At 35.9% G+C, this 17,758-nt stretch carries 17 protein-coding genes; 10 read left to right on the top strand and 7 right to left on the bottom strand.

Going from position 1 to position 17,758, the window contains the following annotated elements:
* Genes M9C83_04570 through M9C83_04555 form a run of 4 tightly spaced genes read left to right on the top strand, consistent with a single transcriptional unit; the run spans position 1 to position 1,451 of the window.
* Positions 1–321, top strand: a complete 321-nt coding sequence (locus tag M9C83_04570; protein URQ65934.1) for a hypothetical protein — start codon at positions 1–3, stop codon at positions 319–321.
* A complete protein-coding gene (locus M9C83_04565; GenBank protein ID URQ65933.1) occupies positions 321–659 on the top strand; it encodes a hypothetical protein in 339 nt (112 codons plus the stop codon). Before M9C83_04570 ends, M9C83_04565 begins: the two co-directional genes overlap by 1 nt.
* Positions 660–668: 9 nt before the next feature.
* Entirely contained in the window at positions 669–887 is a 219-nt protein-coding gene (locus tag M9C83_04560) for a hypothetical protein (protein URQ65932.1), read from the top strand.
* A 21-nt stretch (positions 888–908) separates the two neighbouring features.
* Entirely contained in the window at positions 909–1,451 is a 543-nt protein-coding gene (locus tag M9C83_04555; GenBank protein URQ65931.1) for an iron transporter, read from the top strand.
* Here M9C83_04555 and M9C83_04550 read toward each other — a convergent pair whose 3' ends face one another.
* From M9C83_04550 to M9C83_04540, 3 genes are all read right to left on the bottom strand, one after another.
* Positions 1,452–2,450: an NADPH:quinone oxidoreductase family protein gene (locus M9C83_04550; GenBank protein URQ65930.1), complete on the bottom strand. Its 999-nt coding sequence runs from the start codon at positions 2,448–2,450 to the stop codon at positions 1,452–1,454.
* A 4-nt stretch (positions 2,451–2,454) separates the two neighbouring features.
* The gene (locus M9C83_04545; GenBank protein URQ65929.1) at positions 2,455–3,102 is read right to left on the bottom strand and encodes a glutathione S-transferase family protein; all 648 of its coding nucleotides are present in this window, start codon (positions 3,100–3,102) and stop codon (positions 2,455–2,457) included.
* An 88-nt stretch (positions 3,103–3,190) separates the two neighbouring features.
* Positions 3,191–3,610: a hypothetical protein gene (locus M9C83_04540; GenBank protein URQ65928.1), complete on the bottom strand. Its 420-nt coding sequence runs from the start codon at positions 3,608–3,610 to the stop codon at positions 3,191–3,193.
* A gap of 158 nt (positions 3,611–3,768) precedes the next feature.
* Between M9C83_04540 and M9C83_04535 the strand changes: the two genes are divergently transcribed.
* Positions 3,769–4,512, top strand: coding sequence for a hypothetical protein (locus tag M9C83_04535; GenBank protein ID URQ65927.1), 744 nt, complete (start codon positions 3,769–3,771; stop codon positions 4,510–4,512).
* Between the two features lie 24 nt (positions 4,513–4,536).
* Here the strand turns inward: M9C83_04535 and M9C83_04530 are convergent, their stop codons facing one another.
* Positions 4,537–5,538 carry an alkaline phosphatase family protein gene (locus tag M9C83_04530; protein ID URQ65926.1) on the bottom strand — a complete coding sequence of 334 codons (1,002 nt, stop codon included), beginning with the start codon at positions 5,536–5,538 and terminating at the stop codon, positions 4,537–4,539.
* Positions 5,539–5,661: 123 nt separating this feature from the next.
* Here M9C83_04530 and M9C83_04525 point away from each other — a divergent pair, with 123 nt between their 5' ends.
* Both M9C83_04525 and M9C83_04520 read left to right on the top strand, forming a co-directional pair.
* Complete coding sequence (locus tag M9C83_04525) at positions 5,662–7,692, top strand: prolyl oligopeptidase family serine peptidase (protein ID URQ65925.1); 2,031 nt, start codon at positions 5,662–5,664, stop codon at positions 7,690–7,692.
* A gap of 1 nt (position 7,693) precedes the next feature.
* Positions 7,694–8,728 carry an amidohydrolase family protein gene (locus M9C83_04520; protein ID URQ65924.1) on the top strand — a complete coding sequence of 345 codons (1,035 nt, stop codon included), beginning with the start codon at positions 7,694–7,696 and terminating at the stop codon, positions 8,726–8,728.
* A gap of 2 nt (positions 8,729–8,730) precedes the next feature.
* Here the strand turns inward: M9C83_04520 and M9C83_04515 are convergent, their stop codons facing one another.
* The 3 genes from M9C83_04515 to M9C83_04505 all read right to left on the bottom strand — a co-directional run bounded on the left by M9C83_04515 (position 8,731) and on the right by M9C83_04505 (position 11,848).
* A complete protein-coding gene (locus tag M9C83_04515; protein URQ65923.1) occupies positions 8,731–9,819 on the bottom strand; it encodes an acyl-CoA/acyl-ACP dehydrogenase in 1,089 nt (362 codons plus the stop codon).
* Between the two features lie 2 nt (positions 9,820–9,821).
* Positions 9,822–11,009 (bottom strand): acyl-CoA dehydrogenase family protein, encoded by a 1,188-nt coding sequence (locus tag M9C83_04510; GenBank protein URQ65922.1) that lies wholly within the window; start codon positions 11,007–11,009, stop codon positions 9,822–9,824.
* Between the two features lie 80 nt (positions 11,010–11,089).
* Entirely contained in the window at positions 11,090–11,848 is a 759-nt protein-coding gene (locus M9C83_04505) for a DUF1295 domain-containing protein (GenBank protein ID URQ65921.1), read from the bottom strand.
* 353 nt (positions 11,849–12,201) lie between these two features.
* Between M9C83_04505 and M9C83_04500 the strand changes: the two genes are divergently transcribed.
* From M9C83_04500 to M9C83_04490, 3 genes are all read left to right on the top strand, one after another.
* Positions 12,202–14,268 carry a DUF3604 domain-containing protein gene (locus tag M9C83_04500; GenBank protein URQ65920.1) on the top strand — a complete coding sequence of 689 codons (2,067 nt, stop codon included), beginning with the start codon at positions 12,202–12,204 and terminating at the stop codon, positions 14,266–14,268.
* Positions 14,269–14,367: 99 nt separating this feature from the next.
* Positions 14,368–16,449, top strand: coding sequence for a DUF3604 domain-containing protein (locus M9C83_04495; GenBank protein URQ65919.1), 2,082 nt, complete (start codon positions 14,368–14,370; stop codon positions 16,447–16,449).
* Positions 16,450–16,476: 27 nt separating this feature from the next.
* Complete coding sequence (locus M9C83_04490) at positions 16,477–17,730, top strand: acyl-CoA dehydrogenase family protein (GenBank protein URQ65918.1); 1,254 nt, start codon at positions 16,477–16,479, stop codon at positions 17,728–17,730.
* Positions 17,731–17,758: the final 28 nt, after the last annotated feature.

Here is a 17,758-nt window from a genome sequence, read left to right as displayed (position 1 = left end):
ATGCAGAAAATAGCTCTAATAATCATTTTTGCTTTTTTAGCCTCTTGTTCTTTATTACGAACAAATATTTCATCTATAGAAAGTGCTGATAATTTATTTCTTTGTTTTCCAGATACTGATATTGAATATTCTTCACTAGAATTAAATGAAAAACTTTCTGTACAAAAACAGATTTTCCAAGAGAAGCAAAGAAGGCAGCTACAATGCGATAACTATGAGAATTATGCAGGTGCAGAGAAGAGTTTAGACAAAATAAATGAAGAAGAGATGAGATCAAAATTAGGAAAATGTCCTAGAAGGGAGTTTTGTACCTATAAATAATGAAGTACTTAAGTTTAATTTTGATAATCTTGATTTCATCTTCCTTAAGGTCGGAGATGATAAATTTAGAATGTAAAACTCAAAGTCAAAATAGTGAAAGAATTAATACTTTTAGTTTGTTGCTGGGAACAGAGACAAAAAAAGCAGTTCAAATATTAAAGAAGGGACAATTGACAATGGACCTTTCAATTCAAGAAGAATATTTTGAAGTAGGTCAGTTTACAGACACATCTCAAACAGATTTGATAGTTGTTTTAAGAATTAACAAAACAACGCTTGAAATTGAATACGCAAAATATATGGAATTAGTAGAGCCAATATTATGCGTAAAGTTATAAAATAATAGTATGTTTAGTTATTGTGTTACTAAAGATAAAGATAATGAGAAAGTCTATCTCGTAAGTTATCACGAAGAAGAGATTGACGCTTATTGCAAAGAAAATGATCTAGAAGTCTTAAGTAAACCTAAGTATGTAGAGCCTGCCATGGTCTCTCATCATTTTCTATGGGTTGGAAAAGATCAAAAGCCACCGATTCTTGAAATTTCAAGACCTTACAAATATTAGTAAAATTCTTTTATTGAAATCATGAAAAAATTTCTTTTTTTGGCCCTCACCTTCCTTATATCTAAGAATATAATTGCTGATCTACCAGAAATGATAATTTCTAAAGAGGAAATATCTCCTGGTATAACTCTTGTTTTCGAGGCCGCTATAAAAGATGAAGTATATCCATCTGCAAAATTTGGTAACGAGGAAGACTCTGATATTCATATAGAAGTTTTGGCAAATTGGAATGAATCTGCACCTCCAGGAGCGCCTCTAGGTGGATTTGTAGCTTATCTTGATATTTCAGCAGAAATTACAAATCAGATTACTTCTGAAAAGAAATCTATAAAGCTACTTCCTCACTTAAATATGTCGGATAATTTGCATTATGCTCTAAATATAAAACTTCCGGGGAAAAGAGAAGATATTTATAAGGTAAAGTTCATAATTGCACCACCGATTGTTGAATTGGGATTGCACTTCGATTGGCGAAAGGAAGTAGGCGATTATTTATCTCAAACTTATTCTTTTGAGTACCCGAATTTAGATTTTACGGAAATTGCTAATTCAACTAGAAGATAACTAGTTTGTCTTGATTATTACTTTGCCTACGAGTTTCCTTTCAGATAAAAATTTAATAGCATCTTTTGCTTCTTTAAGATCAAATTCTTTGCATATATAAGGAGAAAAATGACCTTCCTCACAAATTTTTCTGATAGCATTATTATTCTCTATTCCTGCTTTGGGATCTTTACGACCATATTCACCAGCTCGAACTCCAATAACTGAAAAGCCTTTAATCAAAGCCATATTTATAGGAAGGTTAGGTATACGTCCACTTGCAAATCCAACAACTAAAAGTCTTCCACCCCAATTTATGCAGCGTATTGAGTGATCAAACACATCACCACCAACTGGGTCATAGATAACATCTGCACCTTTACCATTAGTAATGTCTTTCACCTCATCGCGAAAATCTACAATATTATCTTTATGTGTTAGGAGGGTATGGTCTGCTCCCCATTTTTTTGTAAATTCTAATTTTTCTTCTGAGGTCCCTGTTGCTATAACCGTTGCTCCAAGATATTTTCCTAACTGGACTGCAGCCATGCCAACTCCGCCTGTAGAGCCATGGACCAAAAGTGCCTCTCCTTTAGTAAGATTTCCTCTTCTGACAAGAGAAACATATGCAGTTAGATAGGCAGTGTGAAATGCAGCGGCTTGTTCAAAGGTTAAGTTATTTGGTTTAGGGTTTATGGCTCTCTCATCAACAAGAACATAATCTGAAAAAGCTCCCTGACCAAGAGCTCCAAAGGTTACTTCATCTGAAATTGCATAACCCTCAACACTTGATCCTATTTTTTCTATTATTCCTGAACCTTCCATGCCTAGACCAAAAGGGAGTTCTGGTTTGTGTTGATATTTTCCTTGAGTCATTAGGTAATCGGGAAAATTAACCGAACTAGCTTTAACTCTTATTAGGACTTCTCTTGGTCCTGCTTCCGGAATGACTCTCTGAACTAATTTAACTCCAGACATATCATCACTTAAGAACTCACACTGAAGTGTTCTGGATTCCATATGATTACTTGAGTTCTTCAGGACCGGAAGGTCCAGGCCCATCATATTTGTAAGCTATTATCTTTTTAAAGGCTTCTCTTTCAAATAGCATATCAGTCCATCTTTTAATGTTAGGTTTAAATGCTTGTTCTATACCTAATGTCCCGGCTAAATAAATGGCGTAGCTCACACAGATATCTGCAATCGTAAATCTATTCGAACAGAGATATTCTCTATCATTAAGGGTAGCCTCCAAAAGCTTAAGTCTAGATACAAACCATCTTTTATAACCCTCTGCAGCTGCGTCAGCCACACCTGGTTCTTGCAGGGTGTACCTAATGAATACTGTTTGTGGAAAAGTCAGAGTAGCATCTGCATGAGTTAACCAATTCAAATAGGCCCCATAATCTTCTTCATCTACATTAACTTTCAAATCAGTTGGACCATATTTATCTACTAAGTACTGACTAATACCTACAGATTCTGTCATTTTGGTATTGCCATCAATCATACAAGGAATAGTTCCTAGGACATTTACTTCCAAATATTCTGGTTTTAAAAATCTTGGAGGGAAGGGCATCATATCTATTTCATAATCTAGACCCATCTCTTCTGCGGTCCAAATTGGTCTAACTCCTCTTGACCCCTCAGTACTGTAAATTTTGATTGCCATATTCAATATTCCTCTTTGTTACATACTATACAAGAGATATCACTTTCACAAAAAAAGGGAGCTAAAAGCTCCCTTTTTTTAAAAGGTATTATTTTTTTGTCATCCAGATACCACCCAATTGTATTAATAGCAAAGATAATATCAATAATCCTTGAGCTACATTAGGCACAATTGAGAATCCTTCTGAGCTACCATTAGCTTCTGCAAAGGCAATAAAATTTTGTGCTGCAGGAGTAAGTGGTTCAGTTAATGCAGACATTGCTGCAGCTGTACCAGCTAAGTTCCAGGCAGATAAGCCAAAATTGAATAACATGAAATACGCAATGATAAGACAAAATACTGTTCCAGATACTTTTACTAGCATATTAGAATCACCACTATTGTAGATTGATGAAGAAATTCTCAACCCCACCCAAGCGAGAAAAGCTATACCCAAAAATTGTATTCCATTAGACATATTTGAGACTTGTAGTAAGTTCCACAAATCCAGTTCAGTTGTTCCATTCATAATTATCTCTCCAAGATTGTTTAATAAATAATAACTATCTCCATTTTCTCATAAAACGTAACTAAAATTTAATTTGTGACAAAATATTCACAATTAATTACAGACTTTAATTATTGAATAAGGATAATAAATATTAATTAAATATATAAGGAGGTTTTATGAAGTATTTAAGTATTTTTATTCTTTCAATTTCAGCTTTTTTGACTGCTGCTGACTATAAATATCAGCCAGAACCAAATAAGGCTGAGTACTATATTGGAAAATTCAATTCAGGAAAGGACATGGATGCTCTAGTTTCTTGGGGAGAAATGTTTGTTGATTGGAGTGCGGAGAATAATTGGAGACAATCTACTACTACAGTCATAATGAGCACATATTTTGATGATTCTATATCTGAATCTGATTATGTATGGCTCAATATTATTCCAAATGCCAAAGAGCAATATACTTCTCTAGAAACATGGTTAGAAGTAGGCACGGATATGCTTAGTACACTTCCAGTAACAAATGAACGTGTTATAGACACAATACAGTGGCCTATATCATCTCCAGCTAATACTGATTCAGATAATGGAATTGTAAGATTCTCTGATTGCAAAATGAATGAAGGTGTAACGGCTAGGGACATGTTCGATGCGTATAAAGAATTTGATGCAAAGGCAAAATCAATGGGGGACAACCTAGGACGAAAAATGATTTTTCCTTTTGCAGGAGCTGGAACAATAGATTATGATTTCGTCTACTCCCTTTACGGAAGTTCAATGGAAGATTTTGGATTTGCGGTAGATAATTATGGTGAAAACCTCGCTCTAACTGATGAAGCTATGAAGATGAACTCTATGGTGGAGTGCGGAAACTCTAGAGTTTTGACAACAAATCGTATTCAAAGAGGAGAACTTTAAAAGAGGGCCCGAAAGGGCCTTTTTTTACATCACTTTATATTTTGAAATCGTTACGCCATCTAAATCTTTGAGTATTATCTCAACATTCTTATCATCATTAAAAATGATTAAACCATAGTTTTCTGACTCATAGATGTCGCTAATTAGGTATTTATCGCTCTCACTAAAGATAAGATTAGAGAAAAAAGAAAGAGGCTTAGAAACTGGTTTATTCATTGATGAGGATGTCATTTCTATTAAATTACCCTTTTTATAGATTGCAGCCTTATGTCTATCTCCAGATAAGATAATTGTTGGTTTACTTTGCGCGTTTAGTAAATCAATTAATCTTTTTCTTTCATGCGGTAAATTATGCCATTTTTCAAATATGTGATCTGTTGGCAGGACTTGAATAGATGAAACGATGATATTAAGATCATTTTTGTTATTTAAAACCTTTTCTAACCACGCCCATTGCTCATCTCCCAACATGGTTTTCGTTGTATCTGTTGAAGGATAATAGGGTTTGCTTTGTTGATCCAGCGGGGATCTATGATACCTAGTATCAAGCCCAATAAGATTAACTCTTAGTCCAGATATAATTTTTTCTTCATTAAAATAAATTCCTTTTCTTTTATGCCTCGGATCATTAGCATCAATATTCCAAAATTCTAAAAATAGTCTCTGAGCTTCATCTTTCAGGGTATATTCAGTTCCACCATCATTTTTTCCATAATCATGGTCATCCCAAATTGCATTTAATTTTTTATTAGAGAGCCATTCTGGAAACATTTTCTTTTGTTTGTCATATGAAGCTCTCATTCCATCTAGGAGACCATCTTTAGTATCACCATAAACGTTGTCTCCCATAAAAAAGAATTCATTTATATTTTCTTTCTCTATAGCTTTCCATATAGGTTGATCTCTTTTTTCGGTTATGCAAGAACCAAATCCCAATATGTAACTATCATCTAATTGATCTGCATAAACAGAGGAGGAGATTGTGATAAATGCAAATATGAACGCTTTACAAATTAATTTAGTCATACGATTCCTAAAGGATATTTTGTTTTATACTTATTATATTAATTAATGGGGATTATATTGATAAGAGTAGTAAATTATTTATGCCTTATCTTACTTATAGGGTGTGTCTCAGAGAACAAATATATGCAATATCCGGAAACAAAAAAGGATGACATCCAAGAAGTAATTTTTGGAAAAACTATCACTGATCCTTATCGTTGGTTAGAAGACTTTACCAGCGAAGAAGCTTCTGCTTGGGTCTATAAACAAAATGAGCTCACAAATACTTTTCTTGAAAATAAATATCAAAGAAAAATAAAAAAAGAACTTGAGGAAATATGGATCACTGAAGATATCAGCATACCTTTTAAAAGAGGAGATAAAACTTTTTATTATTTTAATGATGGAGAGCAACAGCAAGCTGTCTTTATGATGAAGGCTTGTGACAATTGTGAAGCCAAAGTTCTACTGGACCCTAATAAATTCTCATCGGATGGCACTATATCTTTGTCTGATATTAGCGTTAGTCCAGATGGTAAATACCTTGCTTATTCTATCTCTGATGGTGGCTCTGATTGGCGTAAATGGAAAGTTTTTAATATTGACGATGATCGAGAAACAGATGATCTTATTGAGTGGTCTAAGTTTTCTTATGCTGTATGGGAGTCAGATAGTTCAGGCTTTTATTATCAAAAATATAGCCAACCCGATGAAGAGTTATCAGATATTAATAGAAGTCCTCAATTATTTTTCCATAAATTAGGACAAAGCCAACTCGAAGATCAGCTTATTTATGAAGATCAACAAAATCCTGATTTTTCGTGGTCTATAAATGTTCCTGAAAAAGGTGACTACAGAGTTTTGTCCATAGGGGAGGGTACAGACGAAAGAAATTTTCTTTACATCAGCGTGGATAGATCCCTTAATTTTATTCCTTTAATTGATAAATTTGAGGCAAGTTATAGATTTCTTGGGGGTGATGCGGAAACACTCTGGTTTTTTTCTAACTTAGATGCCCCAAATGGCAAAATTCTTACTCTTAATATTTCAGATAAGAAGTTTCAATGGAAAGAATTGATAGAAGAAAAAGCTTACCCGATTTCAGGTGCCTCTATAGCTGGCGATAAACTAATCATTAATTACCTTAAAGATACAATATCTCAAGTTGAATTTTATAATCTTCAAGGAAAATTTCTTAAAGAATTACCTTATGAAAACATTGGGACCTTATCAGGCTTCAGTGGAAGATTTGACAGCAATACAACCTATTTTGAATTTTCAAACTTCACTTCCCCTCAACGTATATATGAATTAGACCTTAAGTCGCTCGAATATTCTTTGTATTGGGAAACTACTATCAATAATTTAAATATAAATAACTATGTGAGTAAATTAGATTTCTATCAATCAAAAGATGGTACAAAAATTCCTATTCACTTAGCCCATACAAAAGATTTAGAAATAGACAAGGATACTCCAGTTTTACTTTATGGATATGGGGGTTTCAATATTCCAATTCTTCCTTACTTTAGTAAAACCTTTTATATGTGGATTAAATCGGGTGGCGTTCTGGCAGTAGCCAATCTGAGAGGTGGATCAGAATATGGAGATTTATGGCATAAAGAAGGAATGCTTTTGAATAAGCAAAATGTTTTCGATGATTTTGCATATGGAGCAAAATATTTACATTCCAAAAACATAGGATCTCCAGACACTACTACTTCCCTTGGAAGATCAAACGGTGGATTACTAGTCGCGGCAACAATGCTTCAAAACCCTGAATTATTCAAAGTAGCAATTCCTCAAGTAGGTGTTTTAGATATGCTTAGATTTCATAAGTTCACAATTGGGTGGGCTTGGGAAAGTGATTATGGAGAACCAGAAAAAGAAGAAGATTTTCTAAATCTATTAGAATACTCGCCATATCACAATATCAAACAAGATATGTGTTACCCCACTACTTTAATTACCACTTCGTCTAGAGATGATAGGGTGGTTCCCGCACACTCATATAAATTTGCAGCTAGACTTCAAGATCTGCAATCATGCTCTAACCCTATTTTACTCAGAGTAGAGTCTAGAGCCGGTCATGGAGCAGGAACTTCACGAGATAAGCAAATAGATGAAATAGCTGATATATTTGGATTCGCATTGCAAACAATTTTGGAAGATTAAAATGGCGAAGATTCATGAAATAGAAGGATGGATAGATAGAGTAAAAGAAGATGTAATTGATCCTGAAAGACCAATAATAGATCCTCATCATCATCTCTGGAAAGGTCCTAAAAACCCCCCTGGTATTAAAGAATCTTATAGATACATGCTTGAAGATCTATGGAGAGATACGTCAAGCGGTCATAATATTGAAAAAACAGTTTTTATTGATTGTGGTCAAGAATATTACACGAGTGGCCCAGAACAATTTAAGCCAGTCGGTGAAACAGAGTTTGTTGTTGGTATCGCAAAAGAAGCCGAGAAAAACAAGTTAAAGGCCCAAATTGCCGGTATTATCGGGCATGCCAATATGATGTTAGGCACATCCGTTAGAGAAGTTTTAGAGTTACATGAAGAGAGAGGTGAGGGCCTATTCAGAGGAATTCGACATGCTGGCGGATGGGATGAAGATGAGAGGGTAAAAAATGCTCACTCCCATCCAACACCTCACATTTATCTTGAAGATGATTTTCAGTTAGGATTACAAGAATTATCTTCGATGAATCTAGTCTTCGATACTTGGCATTATCATAATCAAATAGCAGATCTAACTAAATTGGCTAAAAACTTACCTGATCTTATTATCATTCATGATCACTTTGGTGGTCCTTTAGGTATAGGTCCTTATGAAGGAAAAAGAGAAGAGATTTTTGAGCAATGGAAGGAAGATATTTACGAGTTAAGTCAATGTAAAAATGTTTATGCAAAGTTGGGAGGTTTAGCTATGCCAGTTAATGGTTGGGCTTGGCATAAAAATGAATATCCTGCCTCGTCGGACGACATTATCACAGAACAATCTGGATATTATCTCTATACCATTGATTGTTTCGGTTCTAAAAGGTGTATGTTTGAGAGTAATTTCCCTGTAGATAAACAGTCAGTTAGCTACCATGTGATATGGAATGCCTATAAAAAACTGGTTAAAGACTTTGATGAACAAGATAAACACAACCTTTTCTATGGAACGGCAGAAAAAGTTTATAGGCTAACTAATTAGTTTTACTGATCAAATCCTTGTAATTTACCAGCTTCTTCTCTGACAAGTTCAGGAGATCCTAGAAGCTGTCTATTAAGTCCAATTCTCTTGAACCAATAATGTAAACCTAGCTCATCAGTAAAACCCATACCGCCGTGGACTTCAGTTGCGGTTTTGGACACTTGTTTTCCAACCTCCGATATATGTGCCTTGGTTTGACATGCCATTAGTCTTGCCTCTTCAGGTACATTATCTTGGCAATGGGCGGCATGCCATATCATTGAATGGCAAGGTTCAAGATCAGCGGCCATTTCGGCACACATATGTTTTACTGCCTGAAATGAACCGATTAGCCTTCCAAATTGCTTTCTTTCAAGCGAATAAGCTACAGATTTATCTAACATCACTTGAGCAGCTCCAACAGTATCAGCAGCTAACATAAGCCTTCCTGCATCTAAAACCTTTTCTATAATAGCCTTATCCTTCGATCCTTCTAAGAATTCTGCATCCACATCATTAAGTATTAATTCAATTGAGGTTCTAGTTTTATCCACGGTTGTTAGCTCTACAACTTCAATACCCGAATTGTTGCTATCAATTAGATAGAGTTCACCAGATTTATTCGCAAGAATATAGGCATCCGCACCCTTACCATCTATAACGAAAAGAGATCTTCCACTAACTTTTCCATTGGTAAATTCTATCCCTGCATCTTCTCTTGCACCAACATACTCAGAGATACCTACTCCAACTTGAACTTCACCTCCAGCTATCTTTGGCAGCCAATTATTTTTTTGCTCTGCATTGCCGGCTAAATTTATAGCCATAGGCGACATAATATAAGATCCTGCAAAAGGTACGGGCGCCGTTCCTGAGCCTAAAGCAGCAGAAACAACGGTTGCAAAAAGCATATTAAGTTCTAATCCTCCATATTCTTCTGGAACAATTAGGCCGCTTAGCCCAAGTTCAATGATACCTTTATGAACTTCTTTAGCTTTATCTTCATCTCCATTTGCCACTGCTTTGATTATGTCCAAAGAGGCATTGTCAGAAAGAAATCTTTGGATATTTTCTTCTAGGCTTTTTTGTTCTTCAGATAGACCAAAATACATAATTAAGCTCCTTGAATTTTTGGTTCTTTAGGCATTCCTAAAGCTCTTTCACTGATAATATTTTTTTGTATCTGATTTGTTCCACCACCTATGATCAGACCAAGGAAATACATATACGTCATTTGCCAAGCTCCTTCGTCTCTTAAGTGTGGACTATCTTCATAAAGTGTTCCTAATTCACCCATTGCGTCAATCGCTAGTCCCTCAAGTTCATGTCTCAATTCAGTTCCTTGAAGCTTAACAATAGATTTTGCTAAGTTTGCATCTTGATCTTCATTAATTTGAGAGGAAAGAATTCTAAGAGCATTTGATTGCTGGGCCATCAATCTTCCTTGAATGGATAAAAGTCTATCTCTGAATATTGGTTTATCTATTACCCTTTGACCATCTATAGTTTCGCTCTTCATAAGATCAATGAGAGAATTCAATCTATTCTGAGTTACGTTTGGATCTGCTAAAGAGCCTCTTTCATGTCCAAGAGTTGCATTCGCAACTTTCCAACCTTCTCCTCTTTTTCCGACAATGTTTTCTGCAGGTATTCTGACATCAGTAAGAAATAGTTCATTAAAATCTGAATCTCCAGTCATCTGCTTAATCGGTCTTCTATCGATACCTTCAGCATCCATAGGCATGAGAAGATAGCTTATTCCTTGATGTTTCGGTGCATCTGGTTCCGTCCTAACTAGGATAAAACACATTTGCGAGAGATGTGCAGTACTAGTCCAAATCTTCTGTCCATTTATAACCCATTCATCTCCATCAAGTTCTGCCTTAGTTTGCAAACTCGCTAGATCACTTCCTGAATTTGGTTCTGAATAACCCTGACACCATAATATTTCACCTCTTAGGGTGGGTTTAATATATTTTTGTTTTTGCTCTTCTGTGCCTAAAGATAATAAAGTCGGAACAAGCATTTGAATACCTTGACCTCCAGCTGGCTTAGGAATTGGAGATTTAGCAAACTCCTCTGCGATAATTCTTAATTTGATTATGTCCATGTCTCCGCCATAACCACCATACTCTTTGGGTATAGATCTTGCGAAGTAACCGTGGTCAATCAATTTCTGTTGCCATGCAACTCTACTCTCACTTCTTGCAGGTCCAGTTAATTTTGTATTTTCATTTTCTTTTACAAAGTTAATAACCTCAGCCCTAAAGTCATCATATTGAGGTCCGTATTCTAGATCCATGAATATCTCCTTTTACATAAATAATTATCATAGAATAAAGTTTGTCTTAATAAGAAACAAGCGGATTTGTATGACCTTGATTAATAAATATAAGGAAATATCGCTTTTCTGTTCTTTGGATAATTAGGGATATTAGATTTAGACCAATTATGATTTGATCTAGCTCTTGGAACTAAGTTTGCAAATGTCCAAATAAAAAAAACTAAACCAGAAGGACTTAAAGTAAGAATTGCCCATCCAAGCCACTCAATAATCTCTCCAAAATAATTTGGACAACTTATATATTTATACAAGAAGCCTTGAGGAGAATAGTAACCTTCACCATTATTTTTGCGTAATTTAATCAATATATCATCTGATTTAATATTGATGGCCATGCCCAAAAAAAATAAAATTATGCCAAATATAAATGGTATGGATATCAGCCAGTCGTCGCTGTAATTTCCAAATATAAATATCCATATGCATTGCAAAGAGATATTTACTGAATTAAAAAATAAGGCCATAGAAACCACGCCAACTGCCATTGACTTACCTTTCAATTGTGCCCTGAAAGGCCAAATCATTGTTCTATGAATATAGTGAGATAACCATAATAAGCAAAAGATGATTTCAGTTTGTCCTATTTTGTTGCGAAATAGGACTATAAATATAAGCATTCCAATTATTGTTGGAGATTCCATAATAATCCATCCAATTCTAGAAGGAATTTTGTAATTGGAATCTAAAGTAAAGTATCTTCCATAAGGAGCATTTTTATAGAACAAGGCGATAAAAACTAGAACAGCAATTGTTGACCAAAGAAATAAGAAAGGGAAGAAGATATCCTCTAAATTCATATTAAGAGAATAACAGGATAAAAACTATTCAGGTAATCTTATTAAATGGAAATGCCTAGCATTAATGCAAAAGAAATGATGGTCAATGAAACTGATAAGACTATGTATAACGAGGTTATCAATCTATCTATCCACAGATAATTGAATGTCTCTGTAAACTCTATTGTGTCAATGCTTTTTACTGCCATCGGCTGGCCTGAATGTTTATTTTTTCTATATATATCTTTCATACTGTATAAATATACAGTATTTACGACTTTTTACAATACTTAATAATAAATGTTTGAAATATAGGCTTTTCGTGGGAACATAAATTCTCATATTTAAAGACAATCAATACTGGGGAGAATTGAATGAGCGTAATAATAAGAACCTTTCTGATAGCTCTTTTATTTGCTGCAATAATTTTTATTTTAGGTGCAAATAATATTTTTTCCATAAAAGATGATGTTGTAGATTTCTCTATAGAAAAAACCCCAAGGATCAAAGAAATTTCAAGTAATCAGAATAAAGATGCTTTATTTGGTGATCTTCATGTTCACACAATGTATTCTTTCGATGCCTTTATATTTGGAACAACCGCATCACCTGATGATGCATACAGATATGCTAAAGGAGGTGCAATTAAACATCCTCTGGGATTCGACATGCAACTTGATGATCCTTTGGATTTTTATGCTGTTACAGATCATGCTGCTTGGCTGGGGATGTTGCCGGCATATGCGGATCCCTCTTCTAGACCGGGTAAGTTAGATTTTGCTTCAGATCTTCATGGATTAAATGATCCTGAAAATTTAAACACGAACACATTTGTTAGGCGAGCTGGATTATTCGCTAACCTAATAACAAATGAATTAATTGAACCCTCAAAGAATCCTATAAAAATGCTTGGTGCTTATTTGCAGGAGGACACGGTTTATGGGACAAGGGCATACGATAGAGAAACTCATCACACTGCTTGGAGAGATATAGCAGAAGCTGCTGAAAGGCATAACAACCCTGGAGAATTTACTACGTTCATAGCATATGAATTTACTTCAAGTGGCCCAGGGCAAAGTAATCTTCATAGAAATGTTATTTTCCGAGATAACAAGGCTCCCATTCAGCCTTTCTCAATCATAGATTCTAGTAATCCTGAGGATTTATGGGATTGGATGGATAATCTAAGAAACCTTGGAGTTGAAAGTCTTGCAATTCCTCATAACTCAAATGGATCAAATGGACAAATGTTCCAACTTGTAGATTGGGCAGGAAATCCAATGGACGATGACTATGCTTCGAAAAGAATGAGAAACGAACCATTAGTCGAGATTACGCAAGTTAAGGGGACATCGGATACTCATCCACTTCTTTCACCAGGAGATAAATGGGCAGATTTTGGAATTATGAATAATAGAGTAGCATCTCCATTTTATTCTAGCCCAACAGGCAGTTATGTAAGGAACGCTTACTTAAGGGGCCTTTCATTAGATTCTGAATATAAAATAAATCCCTATAAATTTGGTCTTGTGGGTGCGAGCGATACTCATACTGGGGCAATATCTGATAAGGAATCAGATTTCCATTCAAAAATAGGTATTCTCGATGGTACACCAGAATTGAGAGGTGCAGCCCCTCTTACGAAATCTTTTAAAGAGCAAATAGAAGGCTCCGGAGCGAATGTAATTATTAATGGATATAAAGAAATTGGTGGTCAAGAATATATTGATACAGGCTATACTGAATGGGGTGCATCTGGTCTTGCAGCTGTATGGGCTGAAGATAACACCAGAGAATCTATCTATAACGCATTCAGAAGAAAAGAAACTTTTGCTACAACCGGAAGCAGAATTAAAGTGAGATTTTTTGGAGGATATGAAATAGATGATGTCTTTAATAAGGAAGATCCTATAAATTATGCATACTTAAATGGGGTAACAATGGGTTCTGATTTATTTCAGTCTGAGAATAAAATTCCTCAATTCATGGTTTGGGCATTAAGAGACATAAAAAGGGCACCTTTAGACAGGGTTCAGATAATTAAAGGATGGACTGAGTTGAGTGGAAAGCCTCACGAAAAGATATATGACGTAGCATGCGCAGATGGCAGAAGGCCTGATTCAAAGACAAAACTTTGTAGGGATACTCGAGCTAAGGTTAACTTAAATAACTGTAGGATATCTAAAAATTTGGGTGCCGACGAACTTAAAGCAGTATGGCAAGATCCTGATTTTGATCCAAACTTGAAAGCTTTTTATTATGTGCGAGTTTTAGAAAATCCTACTTGTAGATGGTCGTCATGGGATGCAATAAAATCTGGAGAGATTCCCAGAGCAGACCTTCCTGCCACGATACAAGAAAGAGCTTGGAGTTCACCTATCTGGTACATTCCAGACAATGAAGGTATCACAATAGGTAATATTTTACCTGATGATATTTAATCCTTAACTTAATTGAATTTTTTTCTATAAATTTTTTGATGATTACCTTTCCAAGCTCTAAGTAAATTGTTAAATTAATCTTTCTTAGTGGGGAGATTTATGGGTAACTTTCAAAAAGTCATATTTGGCTTATTTTTAATTTTTGGCCTTTGGAGCTGTACTTCTCCTGACAGTGTAGTTGATTACACGAATGACCTTGTTGTTCCTGACCCTGAGCCTGGATCTACTCCTGGATATAATCCGAATAGAAATGTTTATTTTGGAGACCTTCATGTACATACAAAACATTCATTTGATGCATATATTTTTGGAACTACAGCAACACCTGATGATGCATACGAATACGCCAAAGGAAATGCCATACAGCATCCTTTAGGTTATGACATGCAACTCAGAGAGCCTTTAGATTTTTATGCAGTGACTGATCATGGATTTTTATTGGGAAGTGTCGAAGATTGGGCAAATCCAAATAATGGTAAAGAAGGCACTGAACCATTCCATAACTTAAATGCTCCTGAGAATTTAAACCAAGAATCAGTAGCCGCCCGATCTAGACTTTTTCAAGACTATGTCAGAAATATTGCACAATTTAGCAATATCTGGACACGCACGATAGCTTACTTCACAGGAGATACAGCAAGAGGTTCAACTCTCTATGATGTAGATGTTCACAGATCTGCATGGAAAGATGTGATATTGAGTGCACAAAGACACAATGATCCTGGGAAATTCACTACCTTTGTTGCATATGAATATACAGCTTCAACTACTAGATCATCCAATACTCAAGGTGCTTCAGACCTTACTTGTTGGTTAAGTGGCACTTGTGGATCTGATGGTTTTCCACCATTTGAAAATGCTAATTTACATAGAAACGTAATTTATAAAGGAAACAAATTTACCGTAGAGCCATACACCCGACTTAAGTCAGTTAATCCAGAAAAGCTTTGGACTTGGATGGATGATCTAAGAGACAGAGGAGTTGATACGATTGCCATACCCCATAACTCGAATGGATCAAATGGACAAATGTTTGAAATGGAAAACTGGGAAGGTCTTCCAATTAGTACTCAATATGCAGACTTTAGAATGAGGAATGAACCATTAGTTGAGATGACTCAAGTTAAGGGAACTTCTGAAACTCATCCGATACTATCGCCTGATGATGAATGGGCTGACTTTGAAATCATGTGGCAAAGAGTTGGAAACTCATCTTACAGCCGTCCGTTCGGAAGTTATGTTAGGCAGGCTTACTTAGATGGATTAGGTTTGGAAGAAGAAAGAAGAGGTAATCCATATAAATTCGGTATGGTCGGAGCCAGTGATACTCATACAGGAGCGATATCTGATGATGAATCTGACTTCCATTCTAAAGTTGGTATCTTGGATGGAACGCCAGTAGCAAGAGGATCAGTTCCAATATCTGATCAGCAAGTGCAAGACTTAACTGGTGGTAATGCGATTAGGCAACTAGCTTTCAAGAAAATAGGAGAGAGAAATTTTAATAATGCTGTCTTTAATACATGGGGAGCCTCAGGCTTAGCTGCAGTTTGGGCAGAAGAAAATACAAGAGATTCTATTTTTGATGCCTTCCGCAGAAAAGAGACTTACGCTACATCCGGCAGCAGAATTAAGCTTAGATTCTTCGGAGGTTACAATTTTGATAAGTCTTTATTGGATAGGGCTGATCTTGTAAAGGAGGCTTATAAAAAAGGAGTGCCCATGGGACAAGATTTGGAAGCCTCTCAAGGTACTGCTCCTTCTTTCCTTATATGGGCAATGAGAGACAGAAATGCAGCTCCTTTACAAAGAGTACAGATCATAAAAGGTTGGGTAGATAGAATATCCGGACGTCCACATGAAAAAGTTATAGATGTGGCATGTTCAGATGGTTTAACCCCTGATCCTATTACGAAAAGATGCCCAGATAATGATGCTTTAGTGGATATTTCTGATTGCTCTATAAGCTCAGATAGGGGAGCCAATGAAATTAAAACTGTTTGGACTGACGATTCTTTTGACTCTACAGTCAAGTCTTTTTATTATGTAAGAGTATTAGAGAACCCTAGCTGCAGATGGTCTACTTGGGATGCCGTAAAAAATGGTACGAGACCAAGAGAAGATTTACAACCAACGATACAGGAGCGGGCGTGGTCCTCTCCAATTTGGTATTCATATTAATTTATTCGTTATTAAAGGAGAAATAACATGTTACAAAATGACCCAGAACTTTTTGAACTATCCATGTCCAAAAAAACTCAACCGCTTATGGATTTGGTAAAAAAGCATTGCGAAGAAAACGTTAAGCCCATACAGGCTGAATACTCAGCTTTGCAAAATGAGAAGGAGGATAGGTGGTCTTGGCATCCCAGACAAATTGAACTTATGGAAGGCGCCAAAGAAAAAGCTAAAGAGTTAGGTTTATGGAACTTCTTTTTACCTGATCCAGATGGAAATATCGGCGACGGATTAACTAACCTAGATTATACGTACGTAGCTACTGAAATAGGTAAGTATCCCTTGGCATCAGAAAGCATGAATTGCTCCGCTCCAGATACTGGAAATATGGAGGTACTTGAGAGAGTTGGCACCGAAGAACAAAAGAAACAATGGCTAGAACCGTTACTGAATGGAGAAATCAGATCGGCATATGCGATGACCGAACCAAATTTAGCCTCTTCAGATGCAAAGAATATCAGTACTAGCGCTGTTCTTGACGGCGATGAGTGGGTAATTAATGGAGAAAAGTTTTATATTTCTGGTGCAGGTGACCCAAGGTGCAAAATTATGATTGTGATGGTCAAAACGAGTCCTGATGCTCATCCTTCAAAGCAACAATCTCAAATATTAGTTCCAAAAGACACTCCTGGAGTTCACATACTTGAAGGTATGCAAGTCTTTGGTCATGATCATGCCCCCCATGGCCATATGCACATAAAGTTTGATAATGTAAGAGTACCGAAAGAGAATATACTTCTTGGTGAAGGTCGAGGATTTGAAATATCACAAGTAAGACTTGGACCAGGTCGAATTCATCACTGTATGAGAACTATAGGTAAGGCTGAAGTTGCACTTGAGTTAATGGTGAAGAGAGCTGGAAATAGAGAGGCTTTTGGAAAACCTATAGCAAAACTTGGGGGAAATTTAGAAATTATTTCTAGAGCGCGAATAGAAATAAACGCTATGAGATTAGCTGTTCTTCAAGCTGCTAAAGCTATGGATGTTCTAGGAAATAAAGAGGCGAGAGTATATGTTAGTGCTATAAAAGCCATGGTACCCGAGAAGGCTTGTAAAATTATTGATCAAGCCATTCAGATGCATGGTGCTGCTGGTATATCTCAATGGACACCTCTTGCAGGACTTTATACCGATATAAGGCATTTGAGATTTGCCGATGGCCCTGATGAAGTTCATCACATGGTCGTCGGAAGAGCTGAAATGCAAAAATATGATCTATGGTAAAAACTAGTTTCTAGACTTTAGAAATAAG

It is taken from the genome of SAR86 cluster bacterium (genome assembly GCA_023703575.1).
Taxonomy (GTDB): Bacteria; Pseudomonadota; Gammaproteobacteria; order Magnimaribacterales; family Magnimaribacteraceae; genus Magnimaribacter.
The sequence above is the reverse complement of the archived record's forward strand: the minus strand, read 5'-3'. Positions and strand labels throughout refer to the sequence as shown.

Excerpts from the sequence above, each read along its gene's own strand:
- M9C83_04560 (URQ65932.1), top strand. The coding sequence starts at position 669 with ATGTTTAGTTATTGTGTTACTAAAGATAAAGATAATGAGAAAGTCTAT.
- M9C83_04550 (URQ65930.1), bottom strand. The coding sequence starts at position 2,450 with ATGGAATCCAGAACACTTCAGTGTGAGTTCTTAAGTGATGATATGTCT.
- M9C83_04555 (URQ65931.1), top strand. The coding sequence starts at position 909 with ATGAAAAAATTTCTTTTTTTGGCCCTCACCTTCCTTATATCTAAGAAT.
- M9C83_04515 (URQ65923.1), bottom strand. The coding sequence starts at position 9,819 with ATGTATTTTGGTCTATCTGAAGAACAAAAAAGCCTAGAAGAAAATATC.
- M9C83_04495 (URQ65919.1), top strand. The coding sequence starts at position 14,368 with ATGGGTAACTTTCAAAAAGTCATATTTGGCTTATTTTTAATTTTTGGC.
- M9C83_04535 (URQ65927.1), top strand. The coding sequence starts at position 3,769 with ATGAAGTATTTAAGTATTTTTATTCTTTCAATTTCAGCTTTTTTGACT.
- M9C83_04525 (URQ65925.1), top strand. The coding sequence starts at position 5,662 with ATGCAATATCCGGAAACAAAAAAGGATGACATCCAAGAAGTAATTTTT.
- M9C83_04505 (URQ65921.1), bottom strand. The coding sequence starts at position 11,848 with ATGAATTTAGAGGATATCTTCTTCCCTTTCTTATTTCTTTGGTCAACA.
- M9C83_04520 (URQ65924.1), top strand. The coding sequence starts at position 7,694 with ATGGCGAAGATTCATGAAATAGAAGGATGGATAGATAGAGTAAAAGAA.
- M9C83_04545 (URQ65929.1), bottom strand. The coding sequence starts at position 3,102 with ATGGCAATCAAAATTTACAGTACTGAGGGGTCAAGAGGAGTTAGACCA.
- M9C83_04540 (URQ65928.1), bottom strand. The coding sequence starts at position 3,610 with ATGAATGGAACAACTGAACTGGATTTGTGGAACTTACTACAAGTCTCA.
- M9C83_04490 (URQ65918.1), top strand. The coding sequence starts at position 16,477 with ATGTTACAAAATGACCCAGAACTTTTTGAACTATCCATGTCCAAAAAA.
- M9C83_04565 (URQ65933.1), top strand. The coding sequence starts at position 321 with ATGAAGTACTTAAGTTTAATTTTGATAATCTTGATTTCATCTTCCTTA.
- M9C83_04570 (URQ65934.1), top strand. The coding sequence starts at position 1 with ATGCAGAAAATAGCTCTAATAATCATTTTTGCTTTTTTAGCCTCTTGT.
- M9C83_04530 (URQ65926.1), bottom strand. The coding sequence starts at position 5,538 with ATGACTAAATTAATTTGTAAAGCGTTCATATTTGCATTTATCACAATC.
- M9C83_04500 (URQ65920.1), top strand. The coding sequence starts at position 12,202 with ATGAGCGTAATAATAAGAACCTTTCTGATAGCTCTTTTATTTGCTGCA.
- M9C83_04510 (URQ65922.1), bottom strand. The coding sequence starts at position 11,009 with ATGGATCTAGAATACGGACCTCAATATGATGACTTTAGGGCTGAGGTT.